A 19794-nucleotide genomic window follows, 5' to 3' on the forward strand; every position below is an offset into this window, starting at 1 on the left:
TATGACATCTCTTTTTAAACAGAGAGATGTTCTTTGGCGCGCGTCCAACGTGGAGCCTTGTTTGGAGAACGGCAAAATAAGAGAGGAGGGAGATCAGTATTTTTTTCTGATTTTATAAAAATAATTTCCATTTACTTCTTTATTGCCAAGGCACGCCGCCGCGCCGACGATTCGTCATTACCATCTGGCAACGGCTTCATCTTGATCGGACCGCTGGCTGCAGCATCATCCCGATCCCATTCGACTCCACCTGATTCCACCGATTTCATCTCTCACGCCAGTGAGACGTCTGCATGTCAACGAACTCCTCCTCCACTGCCGCCCTGGAAGACACCAATACGGGCCTGACGGCATTGCTCGTCATCGCCCATTTTCACAAGATCCCCGCCGACGAGGCCCGGTTGCAGCACGAGTTTGGGCACACGGCATTCGATACGCAGAAAATACTGCTGGCCGCGCAATCGCTGGGGCTGACCGCGCGCGCGGTGCGGCAAGATCCGGCGCGACTCGACAAGACGCCGCTGCCGGCGATCGCCGGCTCCCGGGAAGACGGGCGCTATTTTCTGATCGGCCAGTGCCATGCGGCCAGCCAGACGCAACCGATGCGCTTTCTAATCCAGCATCCCGGTGAATCGCCGAGCGTGCTCACGCTGGATGAATTCTTGGCGTTGTGGAGCGGTGAACTCATCCTTTTCCGCAGCAAGGCCAATTTCTCGGGCGCGCTGGCCAAATTCGACTTCACCTGGTTCATTCCCGCCATCGTCAAATACCGGAAGCTGCTGGGCGAAGTGCTGCTCGTGTCGCTGGCGCTGCAGCTGATCGGCCTGGCCATGCCCATGTTCTTCCAGGTGGTCATGGACAAGGTGCTGGTCAACCATGCGATGAAAACGCTGAACGTGATCGCGCTGGGGCTGGTCTGCGCCACCCTGTTCGAGGCTGTGCTGACCGGCATCCGCACCTGGGTCTTCGCGCACACCAGCAGCAAGATCGACGTCGAACTGGGCGCCCGGCTGTTCCGCCACCTGCTGGGGCTGCCGCTGGCCTATTTTCAGGCGCGCCGCGTGGGTGACTCGGTCGCGCGTATCCGCGAGCTGGAAAACATCCGCTCGTTCCTGACCGGCAACGCGATGACGCTGCTGCTGGATCTGGCCTTCTCGTTCATCTTCCTCGGGGTGATGCTGTGGTACAGCGCTTGGCTGACCCTGATCGTGCTGGCGTCCATCCCGCTGTACGTGCTGCTGTCGCTGGCGTTCACGCCGGTCATCCGGCGCCGCCTCGACGATAAGTTCAACAAGGGCGCGGAAAACCAATCCTTCCTGGTCGAAACCATCAGCGGCATCGACACCGTCAAGGCGATGGCGGTCGAACCCCGCTGGACGCAGAAATGGGACCAGCAACTGGCGTCCTACGTCACGGCGGGCCTGTCCGTCACCAATGTTTCCACCATCGCCGGCGGCGGCGTCACGCTGGTCAGCAAACTCGTCACCGCGGCCATCATGTGGGTGGGCGCGACGCTGGTGATCGACAACAAGCTGACCGTGGGCGAGCTGATCGCCTTCAATATGCTGGCCAATCAGGTCTCCAGCCCCATCCTGCGTATGGCACAACTGTGGAACGATTTCCAGCAGGTCGGCATTTCCATGAGCCGGCTGGGCGACATCCTCAATGCCATGCCCGAAGTCGCCGGGCAAAAGACCCGCCTGCCCCGGCTGGCCGGCGAGATCGAGTTCGACCAGGTGTCATTCCGATACCGCCCTGACGCCAGCGACGTGCTGCGCCAGATTTCCCTCACCGTAGCGCCGGGGGAAATCGTAGGCATCGTCGGACGCTCGGGTTCCGGCAAAAGCACCCTGACCAAGCTGGCCCAGCGCCTCTACGTGCCCGACCGCGGACGCGTGCTGGTCGACGGCCAGGACATCGCCGTCATCGACACCCCCAGCCTGCGCCAGCAGATCGGCGTGGTGCTGCAGGAAAACACCCTGTTCAACCGCTCCGTGCGCGACAACATCGCGCTGGCCAATCCGGCCCTGCCCATCGAAACCATCATCGAGGCGGCCAAGCTGGCGGGCGCGCACGACTTCATCTGCGAACTGCCCGAAGGGTATGACACACCGGTGGGCGAACACGGAACCGGCTTGTCCGGCGGCCAGCGCCAGCGCATCGCCATCGCTCGCGCGCTGATCACCAATCCACGGATCCTGATCTTCGACGAGGCGACCAGCGCGCTGGACTATGAATCCGAAGCCATCATCCAGGCCAATATGCGACGCATCTGCCAGGGGCGCACCGTGCTGATCATCGCGCACCGTTTGTCCGCCGTGCGCGACGCCCATCGCATCGTGGTGATGGAGCGCGGCCAGATCAGCGAGATCGGACGGCACGAAGAGCTGCTGCGGCAACCGCGCAGCATCTACGCCCACCTGCACGCCCTGCAGCAAGGCCAGGCCGGGGGAGTGGCATGACGCTCCGCCACAGCATCGGCGCCTGGAAGGATTTGTGCAAGCGCTATCACGAAGTCTGGTCGCATTTCTGGCGGCAGCGCGAGCAACTGTCCCCGCCCGCCCTGCAGGCGCACGAGGCAGAGTTCCTGCCGGCCGCACTCGCGCTGCAGGCGCAGCCGGTGTCGCCGATGGGACGCTGGGTCGCGCGCATCCTGATGGCGCTCATTCTGGTGCTGCTGCTCTGGTCCACGCTGGGCAGGATCGACATCATCGTCAACGCGCAAGGCAAGATCATCCCCTCCGACCGCACCAAGACCATCAGCGCCGTCGAGGTCGCCAGCGTGCAGGCGATTCACGTGAAGGAAGGACAAGCCGTCAAGGCTGGCGATGCGCTCATTGAGCTCGATGCGCGCAGCAGCAATGCCGAAGAAAGCAAGGCCGAAGGCGAATGGCAAAACGCCTTCCTGCAGGCGGCCCGTTCGCGCGCCTTGTTGCAGGCGCTGCAAGGCGGCGCCGCGCCGGTGCTTCCGGCGAACCGGGAGATCGCGCCGGCGCGCTGGCGTGACGCCGACAACCAGTTGCTGGATGAGTGGCGTGACTTCACCGCCAAGCGGGAACGGCTGGACGGCGACATCCAGCGCTACGGGCAAGCCCTGCCGCTGGCGGCGCAGCAAGCCGACAGCTATGCCGACCTGGCACGCAGCCACGACGTCGCCGAGCATGCCTGGCTGGACAAGGAGCAGCAGAAGATCGACCTAGAAGGACAACTGCGCGGCGCGCGCAACCAGCGCAACGCCCTGTTGGCGGAAACCCGCAAGCAAGCGCAGGACAGCCTGAACGAAGCCCTGCGCGCGATGGCTGCGGCGCGCCAGGATGCGCAGCGCGCCTCCGCGCACGGCGACCTGCTGCGACTGGTCTCGCCCATCGACGGCACCGTCCAGCAATTGAAGACCTATACCGTCGGCGCGGCGGTCCCGGCCGCACAGCCGTTGATGGAAATCGTCCCCGCGCGCGGCGTGGTGGAAATGGAAGCCGCCATCGAGAACAAGGATGTCGGCTTTGTCGAAGAGGGACAGACTGCCGCAGTGAAGATCGACGCCTTCGAATACACCAGGTACGGCACGCTCCCCGCCAAGGTCACGCATGTCTCCCGCGATGCCATCCAAGATGAAAAGCGCGGGCTGATCTATACCGTCAAGGTCGAGCTGGAACGCCCGGACATAATGGTCAATGGCCGCGCGATGCCGCTGTCGGCGGGCATGTCCGGCACGGTCGAAATCAAGACCGGCACACGCCGCGTCATCGAATACGTACTGTCGCCGCTGCTCCAGCACGGCCGGGAAAGCCTGCATGAGCGCTGATCCGATGTCCACGCCCGGCAAGCGCAACGCCGCGCTGGCGGCCGGCCTTTTCTGCTGCCTGCTGGCGGGCCTCGGCAATCAGGCGCACGCGCTCGACTTTCCCGATGCGCTCAAGGATCCCTTGCTGGCGGTGCCACCCAAGCTGGATGAGGGCGTACGCCTGCCGCGCGACGACAAGCCGCTGACCTGTCCATCGTCGGTCGATCTGAGTGCGCCGTTGTCGCTAAGCGACGTGGTCGACCTGACGCTCTGCCGCGACCCGCAAATCCAGGCCGCTTGGGCGGACATCAAGATACAGGCCAGCTCCGTCGGCGAGGCGCGGTCGGCCTATCTACCCACCGTTACGGGAGCGACTACCCAATTGCACAACCGCGTTCGCTATCCCGGCTCCTCGCAGCCTGCCTCGACCACACAGGGGCAGACCGTTTATGCCGGCCTGGGCTGGCGTCTGTTCGATTTCGGCGGGCGCGCCGCCAACCTGGATGCGGCCAACCGGCAGCTGACGGCGGCTCTGCTCAGTCACGACGCCGCACTCCAGAAGGCACTGACCACTGCCGTCGGCGCCTATTTCGACGTATTGACCGCGCAGGCCCAAACGCAAACCGGAGAAGAGGCAGTGCGCCTGGCCGAACAAACCGTGGCCGTCACGACGCGGCGCTTCGCCAGAGGCGCTGCCGCGCAAAGCGACACCCTGCAGGCCGACGCCGCGCTGGCCAAGGCGCAGCTGGCGGCGCAGCGCGCCTTGGGCGAGCAGAAAAAGGCTCTGTCGGTGCTGGTGTACACGATGAACCTGCCGTCCGGCACGCCGCTGCTGCTGGCTGCCGCAGCGCAAGCGCCGACAGCCGAATCGATACAGGGCCTGAGCTACTGGCTGACGCAGGCGCAAGCACAGCATCCCGAGATCCTCGCGGCCCGGGCCCAGTGGGAGGCGTCCAAGGCAAAGGTCACTGCGGCCCGCTCCGAAGGGCTACCCACGATCGACTTTACCGCCAACCATTACCGCAACGGCTACCCCAATCAAGGCCTGCAGACCACCCGCTCCAACACGACCACTTGGGGCATCGCCTTGAACATCCCGATATTCGAAGGCTTCTCGCGTACCTATAAGATCCGCGGCGCGCAGGCGCAGGCCGAACAAAACGAGGCGCGCCTGGCCGACGTCGAGCGGCGGACCCTGCTGGAAGTGGTCAAGGCGCATGCCGATGCGGTATCGGCACAGGAAAACCTGAGCTCCTCCACCAAGCTGCTGGACGCCGCGCGCGCGGCGGTAGAGTCGTCGGAAAGGCGCTACGCCAAAGGTGCGGCGGATATCCTGGAACTGCTGCAGCAGCAAAATGCACTGGCCGAGGCGCGCCGGGAGCGCATCCGCTGCCTGTCCGAATGGCGCTCGGCGCGCCTGCGCCTGATGGCCAGCACCGGCGTGCTCGACAGCCTGTCTCTGCAATAGCGCGCCACGCCGCAGCTTGCGGTAAGCCTGCCCATCGTCTAGACTTTGCCGCTCCGTGGCCGCCCTGTCGGCGTTGCTCTCGATGCAACATCACAGGCCCGCCGACTCCCCCCACGAGGGCAACTAATCTGACGGCAACGTTTGGAAACCGTACCCATATGGGTGCAAGTTCTTGCACTCTTCATCCTGATTCTGCTCTCGGCCTTCTTTTCCATGACCGAGACGGCGCTGATGGCCGCCAACCGCCATCGCCTGCGGCACCTCGCCAAGCAGGGCAACCGCGCCGCCATCACCATCCTGTGGTTGCTTGACCGTACCGAACGCCTGCTCTCGCTGGTGCTGATCGCCAATACCGCGATCAACGCGCTGGCCACCGCATTGGTCACCGCGCTGGCCATCGCCGCCTTCGGCAACCACCAGCGTGTGATCACCGCAGCCACCGCTTGCGTGGCGGGCCTGTTGATCATCTTCGCCGAGATCGTGCCCAAGGTCATCGGCGCCACGTATCCGGAACGCATCTCGCTGTTCACCAGCTTCATCCTCAAGCCGTTGATGCGCGTGGCCAAGCCGCTGATCTGGTTCGTCAACATCTTCGTCTCGGCGGTGCTGAAACTGCTGCGCATCAAGACCGGCGCGCGCGCCCGGGATCAGCGCATCTCACCCGACGAGCTGCGCTCCATCGTGCTGGAGGGCGGCAGCTTCATCCCGCAGAAGCACAAGAGCATCCTCCTGAACCTGTTCGACCTGGAAAAGATCTCGGTGGAAGACGTCATGACCCCGCGCGCCCAGGTTGAAGCGCTGAACCTGGCCGCGCCCATCGAAGACATCCTGCACCAGCTGGCGACCTGCTATCACAACAAGCTGCCGGTGTTCGAGGGCGAGATCAATCACATCGCCGGCATCCTGCACGTGCGCAAGACGGTATCGCTGTTCAACCGCGAAGACGACATCACCCACGAGGACATCCGCGCACTGCTCTCGGCGCCGTATTTCGTGCCGGTGGAAACCGATGTCTTCACCCAGTTGCAGTATTTCCAGGAGAACCACGAGCGCCTGGGCATCGTGGTCGACGAATACGGCGAAGTGCAAGGCCTGGTGACGCTGGAAGACATCATCGAAGAGATGATCGGCGAATTCACCACCTCCTCGCCGGGCACCTCCGGCGAAGGCTTCGGCTGGGACAAGGAAGGCATGTGCCTGCTCGAAGGCAGCACCACGCTGCGCGACATCAACAAGCGCCTGGGCCTGCAGCTGCCGCTGGATGGCCCCAAAACCATCAACGGTCTGCTGCTGGAATACCTACAGGACATCCCCGAAGCCAACGTGGCCATGAAGATCGCCGGCTGCGTGATCGAGATCGTCCAGGTGCAGAACCAGGCGATCCGCATGGTCAAGCTGATCGCCCCGACCCAGACGGAGGGCGACGCCGGGGAAGGTACGCTGCTCCAGTAAGCGGCCGGGAGCAGCCCATCGCCACAGGCGCCGATGGGTACGTTGCTGAGTGCTTGTCGAATTAAATCGAAAATTCCAGGCTAAGCGATGCAGCATGTCTGTGCCGAATGATCGCTGTGGGAGACTTTTCAGCTCCTCATACTGCCCGCGACTGACCGCCGGCGGCCCTCACCGAGAGGCGATCATCATGGAAACTCATCAGCAGATCCCGGCCGCACTACCATCCCAGGCCGGCGCCGGCCGTTCCACGCACCTCGCTGCCCATCCGGCGGCCCGCATCGACGATGCCCCGGTGGTGCGCCTGCTGCACAAGATGCTGGCCGATGCCGTCAGCATGGGCGCCTCCGACTTGCATTTCGAGCCGTTCGAGCATTTCTGCCGCGTGCGCATGCGCATCGACGGCGTGCTGCAGGAAACCGCGCAGCCGCCGCTGGCGCTCAAGGACAAGCTGTCGACCCGGCTCAAGATCCTCTCGCGCCTGGACATCGCGGAAAAACGCCTGCCGCAGGATGGCAAGATGCGCCTGGCGCTGGACGGTCGCGAAGTGGACTTCCGGGTCTCGACGCTGCCGACGCAGTTCGGCGAAAAGATCGTGCTGCGCATCCTCAACAGCGACCACGCCAATCTGGACATCGCGGCATTGGGCTACGAACAGGAGCAGCATGAAGCTTTGCTGCGCGCCCTGCGCAAACCCCAGGGCATGGTGCTGATGACCGGGCCCACCGGCTCGGGCAAGACGGTTTCCTTGTATGCCTGCCTGCAGCTGCTCAACCGCCCGGGCGTGAATATCGCCAGCGCTGAAGATCCAGTCGAGATCAACCTGCCCGGCATCAACCAGGTCAGCATCAACGAGCGTACCGGCCTTTCCTTTGCGGTCGCGCTGCGCGCCTTCCTGCGCCAGGATCCGGACGTGCTGATGGTCGGCGAGATCCGCGACCTGGAGACTGCCGATATCGCCGTCAAGGCTTCTCAAACCGGTCACCTGGTGTTTTCCACGCTGCATACCAACGATGCGCCGGCCACCCTGACGCGCCTGCTCAACATGGGCGTGCCGCCCTTCAACATCGCCTCCTCCGTGAGCCTCATCGTGGCGCAGCGGCTGGTACGCAAGCTGTGCCACTGCCGCGAGGAAGTGCGCGCATCGCCCGATACCCTGCGACGCGCGGGTTACGCCGACGCCGATATCGAGCGCACGCCCAGCCTGTTCAAGCCGCGCGGTTGCCCGCATTGCAACGGCAACGGCTACCGCGGCCGCACCGGCATTTACCAGGTGATGCCGATAAGCCCGGCGATCGAAGCCCTGATCCTGGCCCATGGCAACACGCCCGACATCGCCCGCCAGGCCCGTAGCGAAGGCGTAGCGGATTTGCGCCGCGCCGGCCTGCTCAAGACCTTGCGCGGCGAAACCAGCCTGAGGGAAATCCTTGCCTGCACCTGAAACGCACGCCGGGCGCACGCGTTTCCAATGGCATGGCCTGGATCGCCAGGGGCAACCGCAAAGCGGCACGCTGGCCGCCGACGACGAAGCATTGGCGCGCGCCCTGTTGCGTCGCCAGGGCATCCGCGTGGGGCGTATGCGAGTCGCCTCCCCCGAATCCTCTCAAGGGTCGATCGCCGCGGCGGCCTCCGCCCGCGTCGCGCGCGCCCGCATTCCCGAAAAGCAGATCGTGCTCTTCACGCGCCAGCTCGCGACCATGCTGCAGGCCGGCCTGCCCCTGCTGCAGGCGCTGGACATCGCCGCGCGCGGTGCCGGCGCAGGCCCATTGGCCACGCTGCTGCGCACCGTGCGCGCCGACGTGATGCAAGGCGAAAGCCTGCATGCCGCCCTGGGCCGCCATCCTCGCCATTTTGACAGCCTGTTTTGCAACCTGGTGCATGCAGCTGAGCAGGCCGGCCTGCTCGACAGCATGCTGGAGCGCATCGCCGCCTATCGCGAGAAATCGCTGGCGTTGAAGGGCAAGATCCGTTCGGCGCTGGCTTATCCCTGCGCCGTGGTGGTGGTCGCGGTAGTGGTGACGGCGATCATCATGCTGTGGGTGGTGCCTGCCTTTGAACAGATGTTTCGCAATTTCGGCGCAGAACTGCCGCTACCCACCCGCATCGTGCTGGAGGCATCGCGCCTCTTTGGACGCTGCTGGCCCGGCTTGCTGGGTGGAATCGCCATCGTCGCCGTCGCCGCCGTGCAGGCCTGGCGGCGACAGCCGGCATGGCGCGCCCAGGTCGAGCGCACCAGTCTGCGGCTGCCGCTGTTCGGCCCGCTGCTGCGCCAGGCGGTGATTGCGCGCTGGAGCCGCACCTTCGGCACTCTGCTCGCCGCCGGCGTGCCGCTGCTGGAAACGCTGGAGACAGTCGCCGGCGCCGCCGGCAACGCGGCTTATGCCGAGGCCAGCCTGGCGATCCGCGATGCCGCGCGCAACGGCGCCTCGCTGAACGCCGCGATGCAGGCCAGCGGCGTCTTCCCCGACCTCGCCGTGCAGATGGCGGCGGTGGGTGAGGAGGCCGGCACGCTCGACGCCATGCTGATCCGAATCGCCGAACTCAACGAACGCGAGGTCGACGACGCCGTCGCCACGCTTACCAGCCTGATGGAACCGTTTATCATGGCGGTGTTGGGTGTCCTGATCGGCGCGCTGGTAGCGGCCATGTACCTGCCGGTGTTTCGCATGGGATCCGTCGTCTGAACCCCGCTCCCTTCGGAGCGGCACCACTGCTCGCCACTCCGATGCTCCTGCCCGAGGCCTACGCCGTACCGAACAACTGCGCCATCACGCTGGCCGCCGCCCTGCTGGGGCTGCTGGTGGGCAGTTTCCTGAATGTGGTGATCCATCGCCTGCCGAAGATGATGCAGCGCGAGACCGCCAATTTCGTCGCGCTGGAACGCGGCGAGGCCTTGCCGCACGCCGGGCGCTACGACCTGCTGCTGCCGCGCTCGGCCTGCCCTCACTGCAACACGCGCCTGCCGGCCCACCACAATGTGCCGATTTTGAGCTGGCTGCTCCTGCGCGGGCGCTGCAGCCAATGCCGCGCGCCGATAGGGCTGCGTTACCCCGTCGTCGAATTGCTGGGCGCAGCCCTGTTCGCGCTGGCGGCGTGGAAATTCGGCGCCGGCATCACCGGCCTGGCCGTCATGTGCTGCTGCGCCGTCCTGGTCGCGCTGGCCTTCATCGATGCCGAGACCATGCTGCTGCCCGATGCCCTTACACTGCCCTTGTTGTGGTTGGGCCTGCTGGTCAACCTCGGCCACCGCATCGCGCCGCTGCCCGACGCAGTGCTGGGCGCGGCCGGCGGCTACGCCGCGCTGTGGCTGATCTTCTGGGCCTTCAAACTGGCCACCGGCAAGGAAGGCCTGGGTTACGGCGACTTCAAGCTGATGGCGGCGCTGGGCGCCTGGCTGGGCTGGCAGGCGTTGCCGCTGGTGCTGCTGACGGCCTCGGCCCTGGGCGCGGCCGTCGGCATCGCGCTGGTGGTGAGCGGTCGCCACGAGCGCGGCCAGGCTATCCCCTTTGGCCCCTATCTGGCCATCGCGGGTATGCTGGCGCTGCTCTACGGCAGCGACTGGCTAGCCTTCGGCATCTACGATTACTAAGACATTCCAATGACATCCTCAGCGCAACGCTTCACCGTCGGCCTGACCGGCGGCATCGGCAGCGGCAAGACCACCGTGGCCAACCTGTTCGGCGAACTGGGCGCATCGCTGGTCGACACCGACGCCATCGCCCATCAGCTGACCGCCCCCGGCGGCCTGGCCATTGCCAGCATTCGCGCGCACTTCGGCGCCGAATTCATCGACCCGCAAGGCGCCATGGATCGCGCCCGCATGCGCAGCCACGTGTTCGGCAATGCCGGCGCACGCCAAGAGCTGGAAGCCATCCTGCATCCCCTGATCCGCAGCGAAACCGTACGCGCGGCCGAGGCCGCCGAGGGCGACTATGTGATCTTCGTGGTGCCGCTGCTGGTGGAATCCGGCACCTGGGTCGGTCGCACCTCGCGCATCCTGGTGGTGGACTGTGAGGAAGACGTACAGATCGAGCGCGTCATGCGCCGCAACGGCCTGCAACGCCACGAGGTGGAGGCCATCATGGCGGCCCAGGCCAGCCGTTTTGCGCGCCTGGCGGTGGCCGACGACGTCATCGAGAACAACGGCGACAGCGAAGCCCTGCGTGCGCCGGTGCAGGCGCTGCACGCGCGCTATCTGGAACTGATGCGGGCGGCCTGAAGCCGCAGGGAAATTCTTTATACTCGCCGCGCATCGCCGCCGGCGGAAAATGATGGCGCGCGCATGCGCCATTCATTTGTAATTTTCCTCTGCATGGGTCAGAATCACAAAAATTGCAATGCAGCTGATCGTGCTTCACACCCGCGCTGCCAGTAGCTCTATCGAATCCGGTTCAACCAATAAAGGGATCATGCTTTGATCGTCTACGAATACCCTTTCAACGAGCGTATTCGCACGCTGTTGCGACTGGAAGACCTGTACGAGAAGTTCGTCTTCTTCTTGCACCAGGAAAGCCCGCAACAGCATCACATCGCCCTTGCCACCATTTTCGAAATGCTGGAGGTGGCCGGACGCGCCGACCTCAAGTCCGACCTGCTGCAAGAACTCGAACGCCAGAAGCAGATCCTGCTGGCCTACCAGTCCAATCCCAATGTCGAGCCCGAGATGCTCAACGCCATCCTGTCCGAAGTCGACAAGGCCAGCAGCGCGCTGGCAGCGGCCCAGGGCAAGACCGGCCAGAACATCCGCGACAATGAGTGGCTGATGAGCATCCGCGGCCGCACCATCATCCCGGGCGGCGCTTGCGAGTTCGACCTGCCGGCCTACTACGCCTGGCAACAGCACCCATTCGAGCGTCGTTTCAACGATATTTCCAACTGGTTTGCGCCGCTGATCCCGCTGTTCGACGCCATTTCCATCGTGATGCGCCTGCTGCGGGAATCCGGCCACGCCGTCAAGATCAATGCCGAAGGCGGCAGTTACCAGCAGATGCTGCAAGGCAAGGTCTACCAGATGCTGCGCCTGTCGCTGGACATCGAGCTGGGCGCCATCCCCGAGATTTCGGCCAACAAATACATGCTGTGGGTGCGCTTCACCCAGCAGGATGGCGACGAGAAGCCGCGCTCCTTCGAAGGCGAAGTGCCGTTCGAACTGGCGCTGTGCGGGTTCTGAGGGGACGTCATGGCGACTGTCGTCGACTGCCCGACCTGCGGCGCCAAGGTGGAATGGAACGAGAAGAACAAATTCCGCCCGTTCTGCTCCGAGCGCTGCAAACAAATCGACCTGGGCGCCTGGGCCGAGGAGAAATATACGATTCCCGCCGTCAACCTGCCGCTTGAGGGCGAAGACGACAAACCGCTGCAATAAGCTCAATCAGCAGCCGGCTGCCGGAATTATTCGCAGATCAACAAAAAAGCCGCTTGAAGCGGCTTTTTTGTTGCCCGAAAAGGCTTGAATTGCAGCGACCGTCAGGACTGCCTGTCGCCATAGCGCAGCTGGTCCAGCCACGCGATCAGCGGAATGGTGGCCGGCAGCAAAGGCTCTACGCCGACCTCGCCCTGCCAGGCGAACGCCTGTCCTTCCAGGCTCTGCGGTTCGCCGCGCCAGCTACGGCTGATGTAGAAATGCAAACGCACGTGGGCATGCTCATAGACATGCTCGACACCGCACCAGCCCTCGCCGTCCAGCACCTCGATGCCCAGCTCTTCCTTGAACTCGCGCTGCAGGGCCGCGAAGATGCTTTCGCCGCCCTCCACCTTGCCGCCGGGGAACTCCCAATAGCCGGCATAGGGCTTGCCCTCCGGACGCTGTCCCAACAGCACGTCGCCGTTAGGCCGCATCAGGATGCCAACTGCCACGTCGATCGGACGGGTCTTGACGGTCTCGCTCATCAGCCTTGCGCCTTGCCGGCGTAGTCACGCGCAAACTGCCAGGCCACGCGGCCCGAGCGCGAGCTGCGTTGCAGCGCCCAACGCAGCGCATCGGCGCGCGCCTCGTCGATCTGCTGGTCGTTGCAGCCGAAATGGCGCAGCCAGTGGGCGACGATGTCCAGGAAATCATCCTGCTTGAACGGATAGAACGTGACCCACAGGCCGAAACGCTCGGACAGCGAGATCTTTTCTTCGACCGTCTCGCCCGGGTGCAGGTCGCCGTCGTCGGTATGGGTATAGGTGCTGTTGTCGGACAGGCGTTCCGGCATCAAATGGCGGCGGTTGGACGTGGCGTAGATCAACACGTTGTCCGACTGCGCGGCGATGCTGCCGTCCAGCGCCACCTTCAGCGCCTTGTAGCCGCCCTCGCCTTCCTCGAAGGACAGGTCGTCGCAGAACACGATGAAGCGCTCCGGGCGCGCCGAGACCAGCTCGACGATGTCCTGCAGGTCGTGCAGGTCGTCCTTGTCGACTTCGATCAGGCGCAGGCCGCGATCGGCGTACTGGTTCAGGCAAGCCTTGATCAGCGAGGACTTGCCGGTGCCGCGCGCGCCGGTCAGCAGCACGTTGTTGGCCGGACGGCCTTCGACGAACTGCCTGGTGTTCTGGTCGATCTGCTCTTTCTGCGGGCCGATATTGTGCAGGTCGGACAAGCCGATCTTCGAGATATGGCCGACCGGCTGCAGGTAGCCCGGACGCTGGGCGGTGGCGCCGCGCCAGCGGAAGGCGACGCCGGCGTTCCAGTCCGGCTCGCGGCCGGCGGCGGTGGGCAGAATGGCTTCAACGCGCGCCAGCAAGGCTTCGGCGCGCTGCAGGAATTGGTCCAACTGGGTCATGATGGTTTGTCTCGCAATGATGGTTGACGCCATTGTGGCGCAATGCGGCTGGAAGCTGGATGAAAAAATTTCCGAAGGAGCCAGGCATTCATGTTGCCGCCACCACCACGGGACAGCGTTCGGGACCGGTAGGCGCAACGCTGTCGATGTCTTACAGCACAGCAAATAACATAACTCTTGTTTGCTATTCGTCTATTGCCCGCTTACTACCCGCATATTGCCCATTGTTGCTCGCTTCGTGGACGTTGAACGGGTGCCGGGAGGGATGAGATGCAAGGCGTAAACCGCAGCCAGGCTGGAGCCTGGCGAGGATTTACAACGCAGCAGATCGCCCACCCGGCGCCCGTACAACGTTCACGAACGGTAGTCGGCGTTGATGGAAACGTAATCGTGCGACAGGTCGCAGGTCCAGACCGAAGCCTTGGCCGCGCCGCGCGCCAGCTTCACGCGCACCACGATCTCGGCCTTCTTCATCACGCGCTGGCCGTCTTCCTCGCGGTACTCGGGATTGCGGCCACCGTCCTTGGCCACCCAGACGTCGTCCAGCCACATGTTGAGCTTCGACACGTCTAGGTCGTCCACGCCGGCATAGCCGATAGCGGCCAGGATGCGGCCCAGGTTCGGATCAGAGGCGAAGAAGGCGGTCTTGACCAGCGGCGAGTGCGCGATGGAATACGCGATCTGGCGGCACTCTTCGACGTTCTTGCCGTCTTCCACGGCGACTTCGATGAACTTGGTGGCGCCTTCGCCGTCACGGATGATCTGGTGCGCCAGGTTCTGCGACAGCGCGGTCACGGCCGCGGCCAGCTCCTTGTATTCGGCGCTGTCGGCGCTGGTAATCTCCAGCTCGCCGGCGCCGGTGGCCACCAGGATGAAGGAGTCGTTGGTCGAGGTGTCGCCGTCGATGGTGATGCAGTTGAACGACTGGTCGGCGGCATCCTTGACCAGCTGGTTCATCAGCGCCTGCGGCAGCTTGGCGTCGAAGGCCAGGAAGCCCAGCATGGTCGCCATGTTGGGCTTGATCATGCCGGCGCCCTTGCTGATGCCGGTCATCACGACCTGCTTGCCGCCGATGGCGATCGTGCGCGACGCCGCCTTGGGCTGGGTGTCGGTGGTCATGATCGACTCAGCGGCGTTGAACCAGTTGTCGGCCTTCAGGTTGCCGATGGCTTGCGGCAGGCCGGCGATGATGCGCTCCACCGGCAGCGGCTCCAGGATCACGCCGGTCGAAAACGGCAGGATCTGCTTGGCGTCACAGCCCAGCTGCGCGGCCAGCGCGTCGCAGGTGGCGTGGGCGCGCTTCAAGCCCTCTTCGCCGGTGCCGGCGTTGGCGTTGCCGGTGTTGATCACCAGCGCGCGGATCGGCTTGTCGGCGGAAAGCGCTTCCAGGTTGGCCTTGCAGATCTGCACCGGCGCGGCGCAGAAACGGTTCTTGGTGAATACGCCGGCCACGGTCGCCGTCGGCGCCAGCTTCAGCACCAGCAGGTCCTTGCGGTTGGCCTTGCGCACGCCCGCCTCGGCATGGCCGAGTTCGATGCCGGCGACGGCTTTCAGGTCGGAAGAGACGGGGATTGGGGAATTGACGGCCATGGCGCGCTTTCAGCTTAAAAATTCGGAACGCGTATTTTAAACAAATTCAGTCTCGTCCTGATGACAAGCCGATGAACTCGGCCTCGATGATCTCGGCCGCCATACGTGCCCACCGGGCGTACTGACCTTGTCCGGGATGAAACTTGTCGATCGCCATCTCGTGCGGCAGCGCCCATTGCAGCGAGCAATAACGCAATGCCGGATCCTGCGCGATCCAGGCCCGCAGTGCACGGTCCAGCTTGCGGGCATAACGGCCGAGGTACCAGCGCAGCGGCTGCGGCGCAGCCGGCAACGTGTGCAAGGGCGGCAAGCCGGTGAAGACGATGTGCTCGACGCCGGCCTGGTGCATCAGGCGCTCGGCCAGCAGCTTCAGGTTGGCGACGTATTGCCGCGGCGGCACCTGGGAGGTGGCGTCGTTCACGCCCAAGGCCACCACCAGCACCGTGGCCGGACCGATTTCATGCTGCGCCAGCAAGGCCAGCGCCTCCAGTGAATTGACCCCGCTCTGCGCCACCAGCCGCCAAGCCACCGGACGGCCGCTGCGCACGGCCAGATGGCGCGCCAGCGGCAGGGCCAGGGCTTGCTCCTGATGCGCCACACCGACGCCGGCGGCCGAAGAATCGCCCACCACCAGCAGGTTCAGCGGTTCGTTGTGGCTCGCTCCGGTCGGCGGCAGCTCCACACCCAGGCGCGGGCCGGCGGCCTCGGGCAAACGCAGGGCGGTCTTGCGCAGCCATTTACCCTGCGCCAGCAGCACGGGGCCCAACAGGATCTTGGACAGCAGCAGCATCAGGGCAGCAGGTTCTTGACCACCGCCAGCCAGGGCCGCTGGGCGATCGGCAAGGCCCGTCCCTGGTCGTCGACCGGGATCAGCGACTCGGACACCGAGTTGAACACGTTGCCGCCGATGGCCCCGGCCCAGCCTTCATCGGCATGCACCTCTACCACGAGATCGCAGTGGCCGGCCAATCCGGGGCGAATCTCGTCCAGTGTGGTGGCGTTGTTGTTTCCGCGCGGCGCGCAGATCAGGTCGCCGGGAGCGATCGGCTCAGTGGCCGCCGGGCGCAGTACGAACTGCGGCGACGGCCGCGCCTCGCGCTCCTTGAGGAAGCTCAGGTAGTTGAAGTGGGTTTCATTGGGTGCAAAATCCTGCGGCGCCACGTTGGTCGACACCATCAGCCAGGAGATGAAGGCGGCCGACCAGGCCTGCTGGCAGTCGGCTCCGGTCAGGTTTTTGCCCACCGCGTGCCAGTATTCAGCCACGCGCTGCACCGCCTCGCCCTCGTCTTCCAGCAAACCCAGGCGCGGCGCGCTGAAGGGGTCGTGGCGCATGTCGATCTGCTGGTTGCCGAAGAAATCCCACTCGGCTTTGGCCGCGGCCACCAGCGCGGCACGCGTGGGCGGCGCGGTGCTGATGGCCACCGGCGGCACCGCCGTGACGGTGGGTTCAGCCTGCGCCGGGCGCACCGGCGCATAGCCGGGGTCGCCCGATTCGCGCCAGCTCGGCATCGGGCTGGAGGCGCAACCGGCCAGCAGCACGGCTGCAAGGGTAGCGGCAGCGGCGTTAATCAGGGAAGCGTTAGCGGCTTGCATCTTGTTGTTCTCCCACATGGCGAGCTCAAAAAAAGGCCGTTCACCACGGTGATGGTGAACGGCCTTGGTTCAGGCTGACGGCGGCTGGATCAGGCCAGCTTGCCGTGGCACTGCTTGTACTTCTTGCCGCTGCCGCACGGGCAGGGATCGTTGCGGCCAACCTTCGGGAATTCCGAATCGTCGCCGGTTTCGCTCTGCGCGGTCGGCGCCAGCAGCTCTTCCGGGGCGGCTTCGGGATTGAAGTCGGCGTGCTGGTAGTTGATGTTGATCGGCGAACCGCCGGTCATGTTTTCCTCGGCCGCCTCGATTTCCTCGCGGCTCTGGATGCGCACGGTCATCACCACCTTGATCACTTCGTTCTTGATCAGGTCCAGCATCTGGGCGAACAGCTCGAAGGCTTCACGCTTGTATTCCTGCTTCGGGTTCTTCTGCGCATAGCCGCGCAGGTGGATACCTTGGCGCAGGTGATCCAGCGCCGCCAGGTGCTCGCGCCAGTGGTTGTCGATGCTCTGCAGCATCACGCTGCGCTCGAAGCCGGCGAAGGCTTCGGCGCCGACCACGGCCACCTTGGCTTCGTAGGTGTCCTTGGCGGCCGCCAGCACGCGCTCCAGCAGGTCCTCGTCGGACAGGTCGGGCTCGGCTTCCAGCATGGCGTCAAGCGCCACGTCCAGCTGCCATTCGTTCTTCATCACGGCTTGCAGGCCCGGCAGGTCCCACTGCTCTTCCATCGACTCGGCCGGCACGTATTCGCGGAACAGGTCGGTGAACACGCCGTCGCGCAGCGAGGCGATCATCTCGCCCATTTCGGCCGACTCCAGCAGCTCGTTACGCTGTTGGTAAATGACCTTGCGCTGGTCGTTGGCGACGTCGTCGTATTCCAGCAGCTGCTTGCGGATGTCGAAGTTGCGCGCTTCGACCTTGCGCTGCGCGGATTCGATCGAGCGGGTCACGATGCCGGCTTCGATCGGCTCGCCCTCGGGCATCTTCAGGCGATCCATGATGGCGCGCACGCGGTCGCCGGCGAAGATGCGCAGCAGCGCGTCGTCCAGCGACAGGTAGAAGCGCGAGGAACCCGGGTCACCCTGGCGCGCGGAACGGCCGCGCAGCTGGTTATCGACGCGGCGCGACTCGTGACGCTCGGTGCCGATGATATGCAGGCCGCCGGCGTTGACCACGTGGTCGTGCAGGGACTGCCATTCGTCGCGCAGTTGCTTGGCGCGGGCAGCCTTGTCGTCGTCGGTCAGCGCGGCGTCGGCTTCGATCAGCTGCACCTGCTTGTCCACATTGCCGCCCAGCACGATGTCGGTGCCGCGGCCGGCCATGTTGGTGGCGATGGTGATCATCTTGGGACGACCAGCCTGCGCCACGATCTCGGCTTCACGCGCGTGCTGCTTGGCGTTGAGGACGTTGTGCGGCAGCTTGGCCTTGTTCAGGATGCCCGACAGCAGCTCGGAATTCTCGATCGAGGTGGTGCCCACCAGCACGGGCTGGCCGCGCTCGTAGCAATCCTGGATGTCCTTCAACATCGCCATGTATTTTTCTTGCGCGGTCTTGTAGACCTGATCCTGGCGGTCCTTGCGCGCGTTCGGGCGGTTCGGCGGGATGACCACGGTTTCCAGGTGGTAGATCTCCTGGAATTCGTAGGCTTCGGTGTCGGCCGTACCGGTCATGCCGGACAGCTTGGCGTACATGCGGAAGTAGTTTTGGAAGGTGATCGAGGCCAGGGTCTGGTTCTCGTTCTGGATCTTCACGCCTTCCTTGGCTTCCACCGCCTGGTGCAAGCCTTCGGACCAGCGGCGGCCGGTCATCAGGCGGCCGGTGAATTCGTCGACGATGGTGACTTCACCGTTCTGCACCACGTAGTGCTGGTCCTTGTGGTACAGCGTGTGCGCGCGCAGGGCGGCGTACAGGTGGTGGATCAGGGTGATGTTGGCGGCGTCGTACAGCGAGGCGCCTTCCGGCAGCAGACCCATCTGGGTCAGGATTTCTTCGGCCTTGTCGTGGCCGGCTTCGGTCAGCAGAACCTGGTGGCTCTTCTCGTCCTTGGTGTAGTCGCCCGGGACTTCGACCTTGCCCTTGCCGTCCGGCGTTTCTTCGCCGATCTGCAGCGTCAGCAGCGGCGGCACGGCGTTCATCTTGTGGTACAGCTCGGTGTGGTTCTCGGCCTGGCCGGAGATGATCAGCGGCGTACGCGCTTCGTCGATCAGGATCGAGTCCACTTCGTCGACGATGGCGAAGTTCAGGGTGCGCTGCACGCGGTCGTCGGCATCGAACACCATGTTGTCGCGCAGGTAGTCGAAGCCGAACTCGTTGTTGGTACCGTAAGTGATGTCGGCGGCGTAGGCCTGCTGCTTGATGTCATGTTCCATCTGCGACAGGTTCACGCCGGTCGTCAGGCCCAGCCAGCTGTACAGGCGGTTCATGTCTTCGCAGTCGCGCTGTGCCAGGTAATCGTTGACGGTAACCACGTGCACGCCACGGCCGGACAGCGCATTGAGGTAGGCCGGCAGCGTCGCCATCAGGGTCTTGCCTTCGCCGGTGCGCATTTCGGCGATCTTGCCGAAGTGCAGCGACATGCCGCCGATCAGCTGCACGTCGAAGTGGCGCATCTTGAGCACGCGGCGGCTGGCTTCGCGACACACCGCGAACGCTTCTGGCAGGATCGCGTCAAGCGTCTCGCCATTGGCGATGCGCTGCTTGAATTCGGGCGTCTTGGCTTGAAGTTCGGCATCCGTCAGCTTCTCGACCGACGGCTCCAGCGCGTTAATCTGGCGGACGATTTTTTGATATTGTTTGAGCAACCGCTGATTACGGCTACCGAAAATCTTGGTCAGGAATGACATGCTTGGATTCTATAAAAGCGCCGATGAAAGATCCGGCAGGCAGACGTCTGGCACCCAGCCGAAAGAACGCCCGATAATAAACCGCCGATTTTAGCACGCAGGCCCCGCAGCGACGCGCTGCCGGGCCGATGCGGCGGGCCGAACCGCATGTAGATCGGGCCCAACCCCAAAGATTCAATAGAAAAACCCGCCGGGAGGCGGGTTTTGCGCGTGTGAAGAATGCGAAAAACACAAATCAGGGGTTTTGCGCGTCTGGAAGGGCCGAAAATCCCCGGCTAGGGGTATTGCGCGTCTGGAAGGGGCGAA

Annotated in this window: 16 protein-coding genes; 10 read left to right on the top strand and 6 right to left on the bottom strand. The window is 64.4% G+C overall.

Annotated features, from left to right (window positions below):
* Positions 1–293 precede the first annotated feature (293 nt).
* The 10 genes from J8I26_RS10270 (at position 294) to yacG (ending at position 12063) form a co-directional block, all read left to right on the top strand.
* Positions 294–2462, top strand: a complete 2169-nt coding sequence (locus tag J8I26_RS10270; RefSeq protein ID WP_209606777.1) for a type I secretion system permease/ATPase — start codon at positions 294–296, stop codon at positions 2460–2462.
* Positions 2459–3802: an HlyD family type I secretion periplasmic adaptor subunit gene (locus J8I26_RS10275; protein WP_209606779.1), complete on the top strand. Its 1344-nt coding sequence runs from the start codon at positions 2459–2461 to the stop codon at positions 3800–3802. The genes J8I26_RS10270 and J8I26_RS10275 overlap by 4 nt, the downstream gene beginning before the upstream one ends.
* Positions 3792–5249, top strand: a complete 1458-nt coding sequence (locus tag J8I26_RS10280) for a TolC family protein (protein ID WP_245200246.1) — start codon at positions 3792–3794, stop codon at positions 5247–5249. The genes J8I26_RS10275 and J8I26_RS10280 overlap by 11 nt, the downstream gene beginning before the upstream one ends.
* Before the next feature lie 141 nt (positions 5250–5390).
* Positions 5391–6701: an HlyC/CorC family transporter gene (locus J8I26_RS10285; protein WP_209606781.1), complete on the top strand. Its 1311-nt coding sequence runs from the start codon at positions 5391–5393 to the stop codon at positions 6699–6701.
* 313 nt (positions 6702–7014) lie between these two features.
* The gene (locus J8I26_RS10290) at positions 7015–8139 is read left to right on the top strand and encodes an ATPase, T2SS/T4P/T4SS family (protein WP_245200259.1); all 1125 of its coding nucleotides are present in this window, start codon (positions 7015–7017) and stop codon (positions 8137–8139) included.
* A complete protein-coding gene (locus J8I26_RS10295; protein ID WP_209606785.1) occupies positions 8126–9382 on the top strand; it encodes a type II secretion system F family protein in 1257 nt (418 codons plus the stop codon). Before J8I26_RS10290 ends, J8I26_RS10295 begins: the two co-directional genes overlap by 14 nt.
* Before the next feature lie 41 nt (positions 9383–9423).
* On the top strand, positions 9424–10287 hold the full coding sequence (locus J8I26_RS10300) for an A24 family peptidase (RefSeq protein WP_209606787.1): 864 nt from the start codon (positions 9424–9426) through the stop codon (positions 10285–10287).
* 9 nt (positions 10288–10296) lie between these two features.
* Positions 10297–10917: a dephospho-CoA kinase gene (gene coaE / locus J8I26_RS10305; protein WP_209606789.1), complete on the top strand. Its 621-nt coding sequence runs from the start codon at positions 10297–10299 to the stop codon at positions 10915–10917.
* 195 nt (positions 10918–11112) lie between these two features.
* Positions 11113–11868: a cell division protein ZapD gene (gene zapD, locus J8I26_RS10310; protein ID WP_209606791.1), complete on the top strand. Its 756-nt coding sequence runs from the start codon at positions 11113–11115 to the stop codon at positions 11866–11868.
* Positions 11869–11877: 9 nt separating this feature from the next.
* Complete coding sequence (gene yacG, locus J8I26_RS10315) at positions 11878–12063, top strand: DNA gyrase inhibitor YacG (protein ID WP_209606794.1); 186 nt, start codon at positions 11878–11880, stop codon at positions 12061–12063.
* 101 nt (positions 12064–12164) lie between these two features.
* Here the strand turns inward: yacG and J8I26_RS10320 are convergent, their stop codons facing one another.
* The 6 genes from J8I26_RS10320 to secA all read right to left on the bottom strand — a co-directional run bounded on the left by J8I26_RS10320 (position 12165) and on the right by secA (position 19488).
* Positions 12165–12587, bottom strand: coding sequence for an NUDIX domain-containing protein (locus J8I26_RS10320; protein ID WP_209606796.1), 423 nt, complete (start codon positions 12585–12587; stop codon positions 12165–12167).
* Positions 12587–13462 carry an ATP-binding protein gene (locus J8I26_RS10325; RefSeq protein ID WP_209606798.1) on the bottom strand — a complete coding sequence of 292 codons (876 nt, stop codon included), beginning with the start codon at positions 13460–13462 and terminating at the stop codon, positions 12587–12589. Before J8I26_RS10325 ends, J8I26_RS10320 begins: the two co-directional genes overlap by 1 nt.
* A gap of 354 nt (positions 13463–13816) precedes the next feature.
* Positions 13817–15052, bottom strand: a complete 1236-nt coding sequence (argJ, locus tag J8I26_RS10330) for a bifunctional glutamate N-acetyltransferase/amino-acid acetyltransferase ArgJ (RefSeq protein ID WP_209606800.1) — start codon at positions 15050–15052, stop codon at positions 13817–13819.
* 46 nt (positions 15053–15098) lie between these two features.
* Entirely contained in the window at positions 15099–15842 is a 744-nt protein-coding gene (locus J8I26_RS10335) for an SGNH/GDSL hydrolase family protein (protein WP_209606802.1), read from the bottom strand.
* Positions 15842–16645, bottom strand: coding sequence for a DUF2272 domain-containing protein (locus J8I26_RS10340; protein ID WP_209607007.1), 804 nt, complete (start codon positions 16643–16645; stop codon positions 15842–15844). The genes J8I26_RS10335 and J8I26_RS10340 overlap by 1 nt, the downstream gene beginning before the upstream one ends.
* Positions 16646–16734: 89 nt before the next feature.
* Positions 16735–19488 (bottom strand): preprotein translocase subunit SecA, encoded by a 2754-nt coding sequence (gene secA / locus J8I26_RS10345; RefSeq protein WP_209606804.1) that lies wholly within the window; start codon positions 19486–19488, stop codon positions 16735–16737.
* Between the last annotated feature and the right edge of the window lie 306 nt (positions 19489–19794).

The organism is Herbaspirillum sp. LeCh32-8, assembly GCF_017814915.1.
Taxonomy (GTDB): Bacteria; Pseudomonadota; Gammaproteobacteria; order Burkholderiales; family Burkholderiaceae_D; genus Herbaspirillum.

Excerpts from the sequence above, each read along its gene's own strand:
- J8I26_RS10275 (WP_209606779.1), top strand. The coding sequence starts at position 2,459 with ATGACGCTCCGCCACAGCATCGGCGCCTGGAAGGATTTGTGCAAGCGC.
- J8I26_RS10280 (WP_245200246.1), top strand. The coding sequence starts at position 3,792 with ATGAGCGCTGATCCGATGTCCACGCCCGGCAAGCGCAACGCCGCGCTG.
- J8I26_RS10335 (WP_209606802.1), bottom strand. The coding sequence starts at position 15,842 with ATGCTGCTGCTGTCCAAGATCCTGTTGGGCCCCGTGCTGCTGGCGCAG.
- yacG (WP_209606794.1), top strand. The coding sequence starts at position 11,878 with ATGGCGACTGTCGTCGACTGCCCGACCTGCGGCGCCAAGGTGGAATGG.
- J8I26_RS10300 (WP_209606787.1), top strand. The coding sequence starts at position 9,424 with ATGCTCCTGCCCGAGGCCTACGCCGTACCGAACAACTGCGCCATCACG.
- argJ (WP_209606800.1), bottom strand. The coding sequence starts at position 15,052 with ATGGCCGTCAATTCCCCAATCCCCGTCTCTTCCGACCTGAAAGCCGTC.
- J8I26_RS10320 (WP_209606796.1), bottom strand. The coding sequence starts at position 12,587 with ATGAGCGAGACCGTCAAGACCCGTCCGATCGACGTGGCAGTTGGCATC.
- J8I26_RS10325 (WP_209606798.1), bottom strand. The coding sequence starts at position 13,462 with ATGACCCAGTTGGACCAATTCCTGCAGCGCGCCGAAGCCTTGCTGGCG.
- J8I26_RS10270 (WP_209606777.1), top strand. The coding sequence starts at position 294 with ATGTCAACGAACTCCTCCTCCACTGCCGCCCTGGAAGACACCAATACG.
- coaE (WP_209606789.1), top strand. The coding sequence starts at position 10,297 with ATGACATCCTCAGCGCAACGCTTCACCGTCGGCCTGACCGGCGGCATC.
- J8I26_RS10340 (WP_209607007.1), bottom strand. The coding sequence starts at position 16,645 with ATGCAAGCCGCTAACGCTTCCCTGATTAACGCCGCTGCCGCTACCCTT.
- secA (WP_209606804.1), bottom strand. The coding sequence starts at position 19,488 with ATGTCATTCCTGACCAAGATTTTCGGTAGCCGTAATCAGCGGTTGCTC.
- J8I26_RS10290 (WP_245200259.1), top strand. The coding sequence starts at position 7,015 with ATGCTGGCCGATGCCGTCAGCATGGGCGCCTCCGACTTGCATTTCGAG.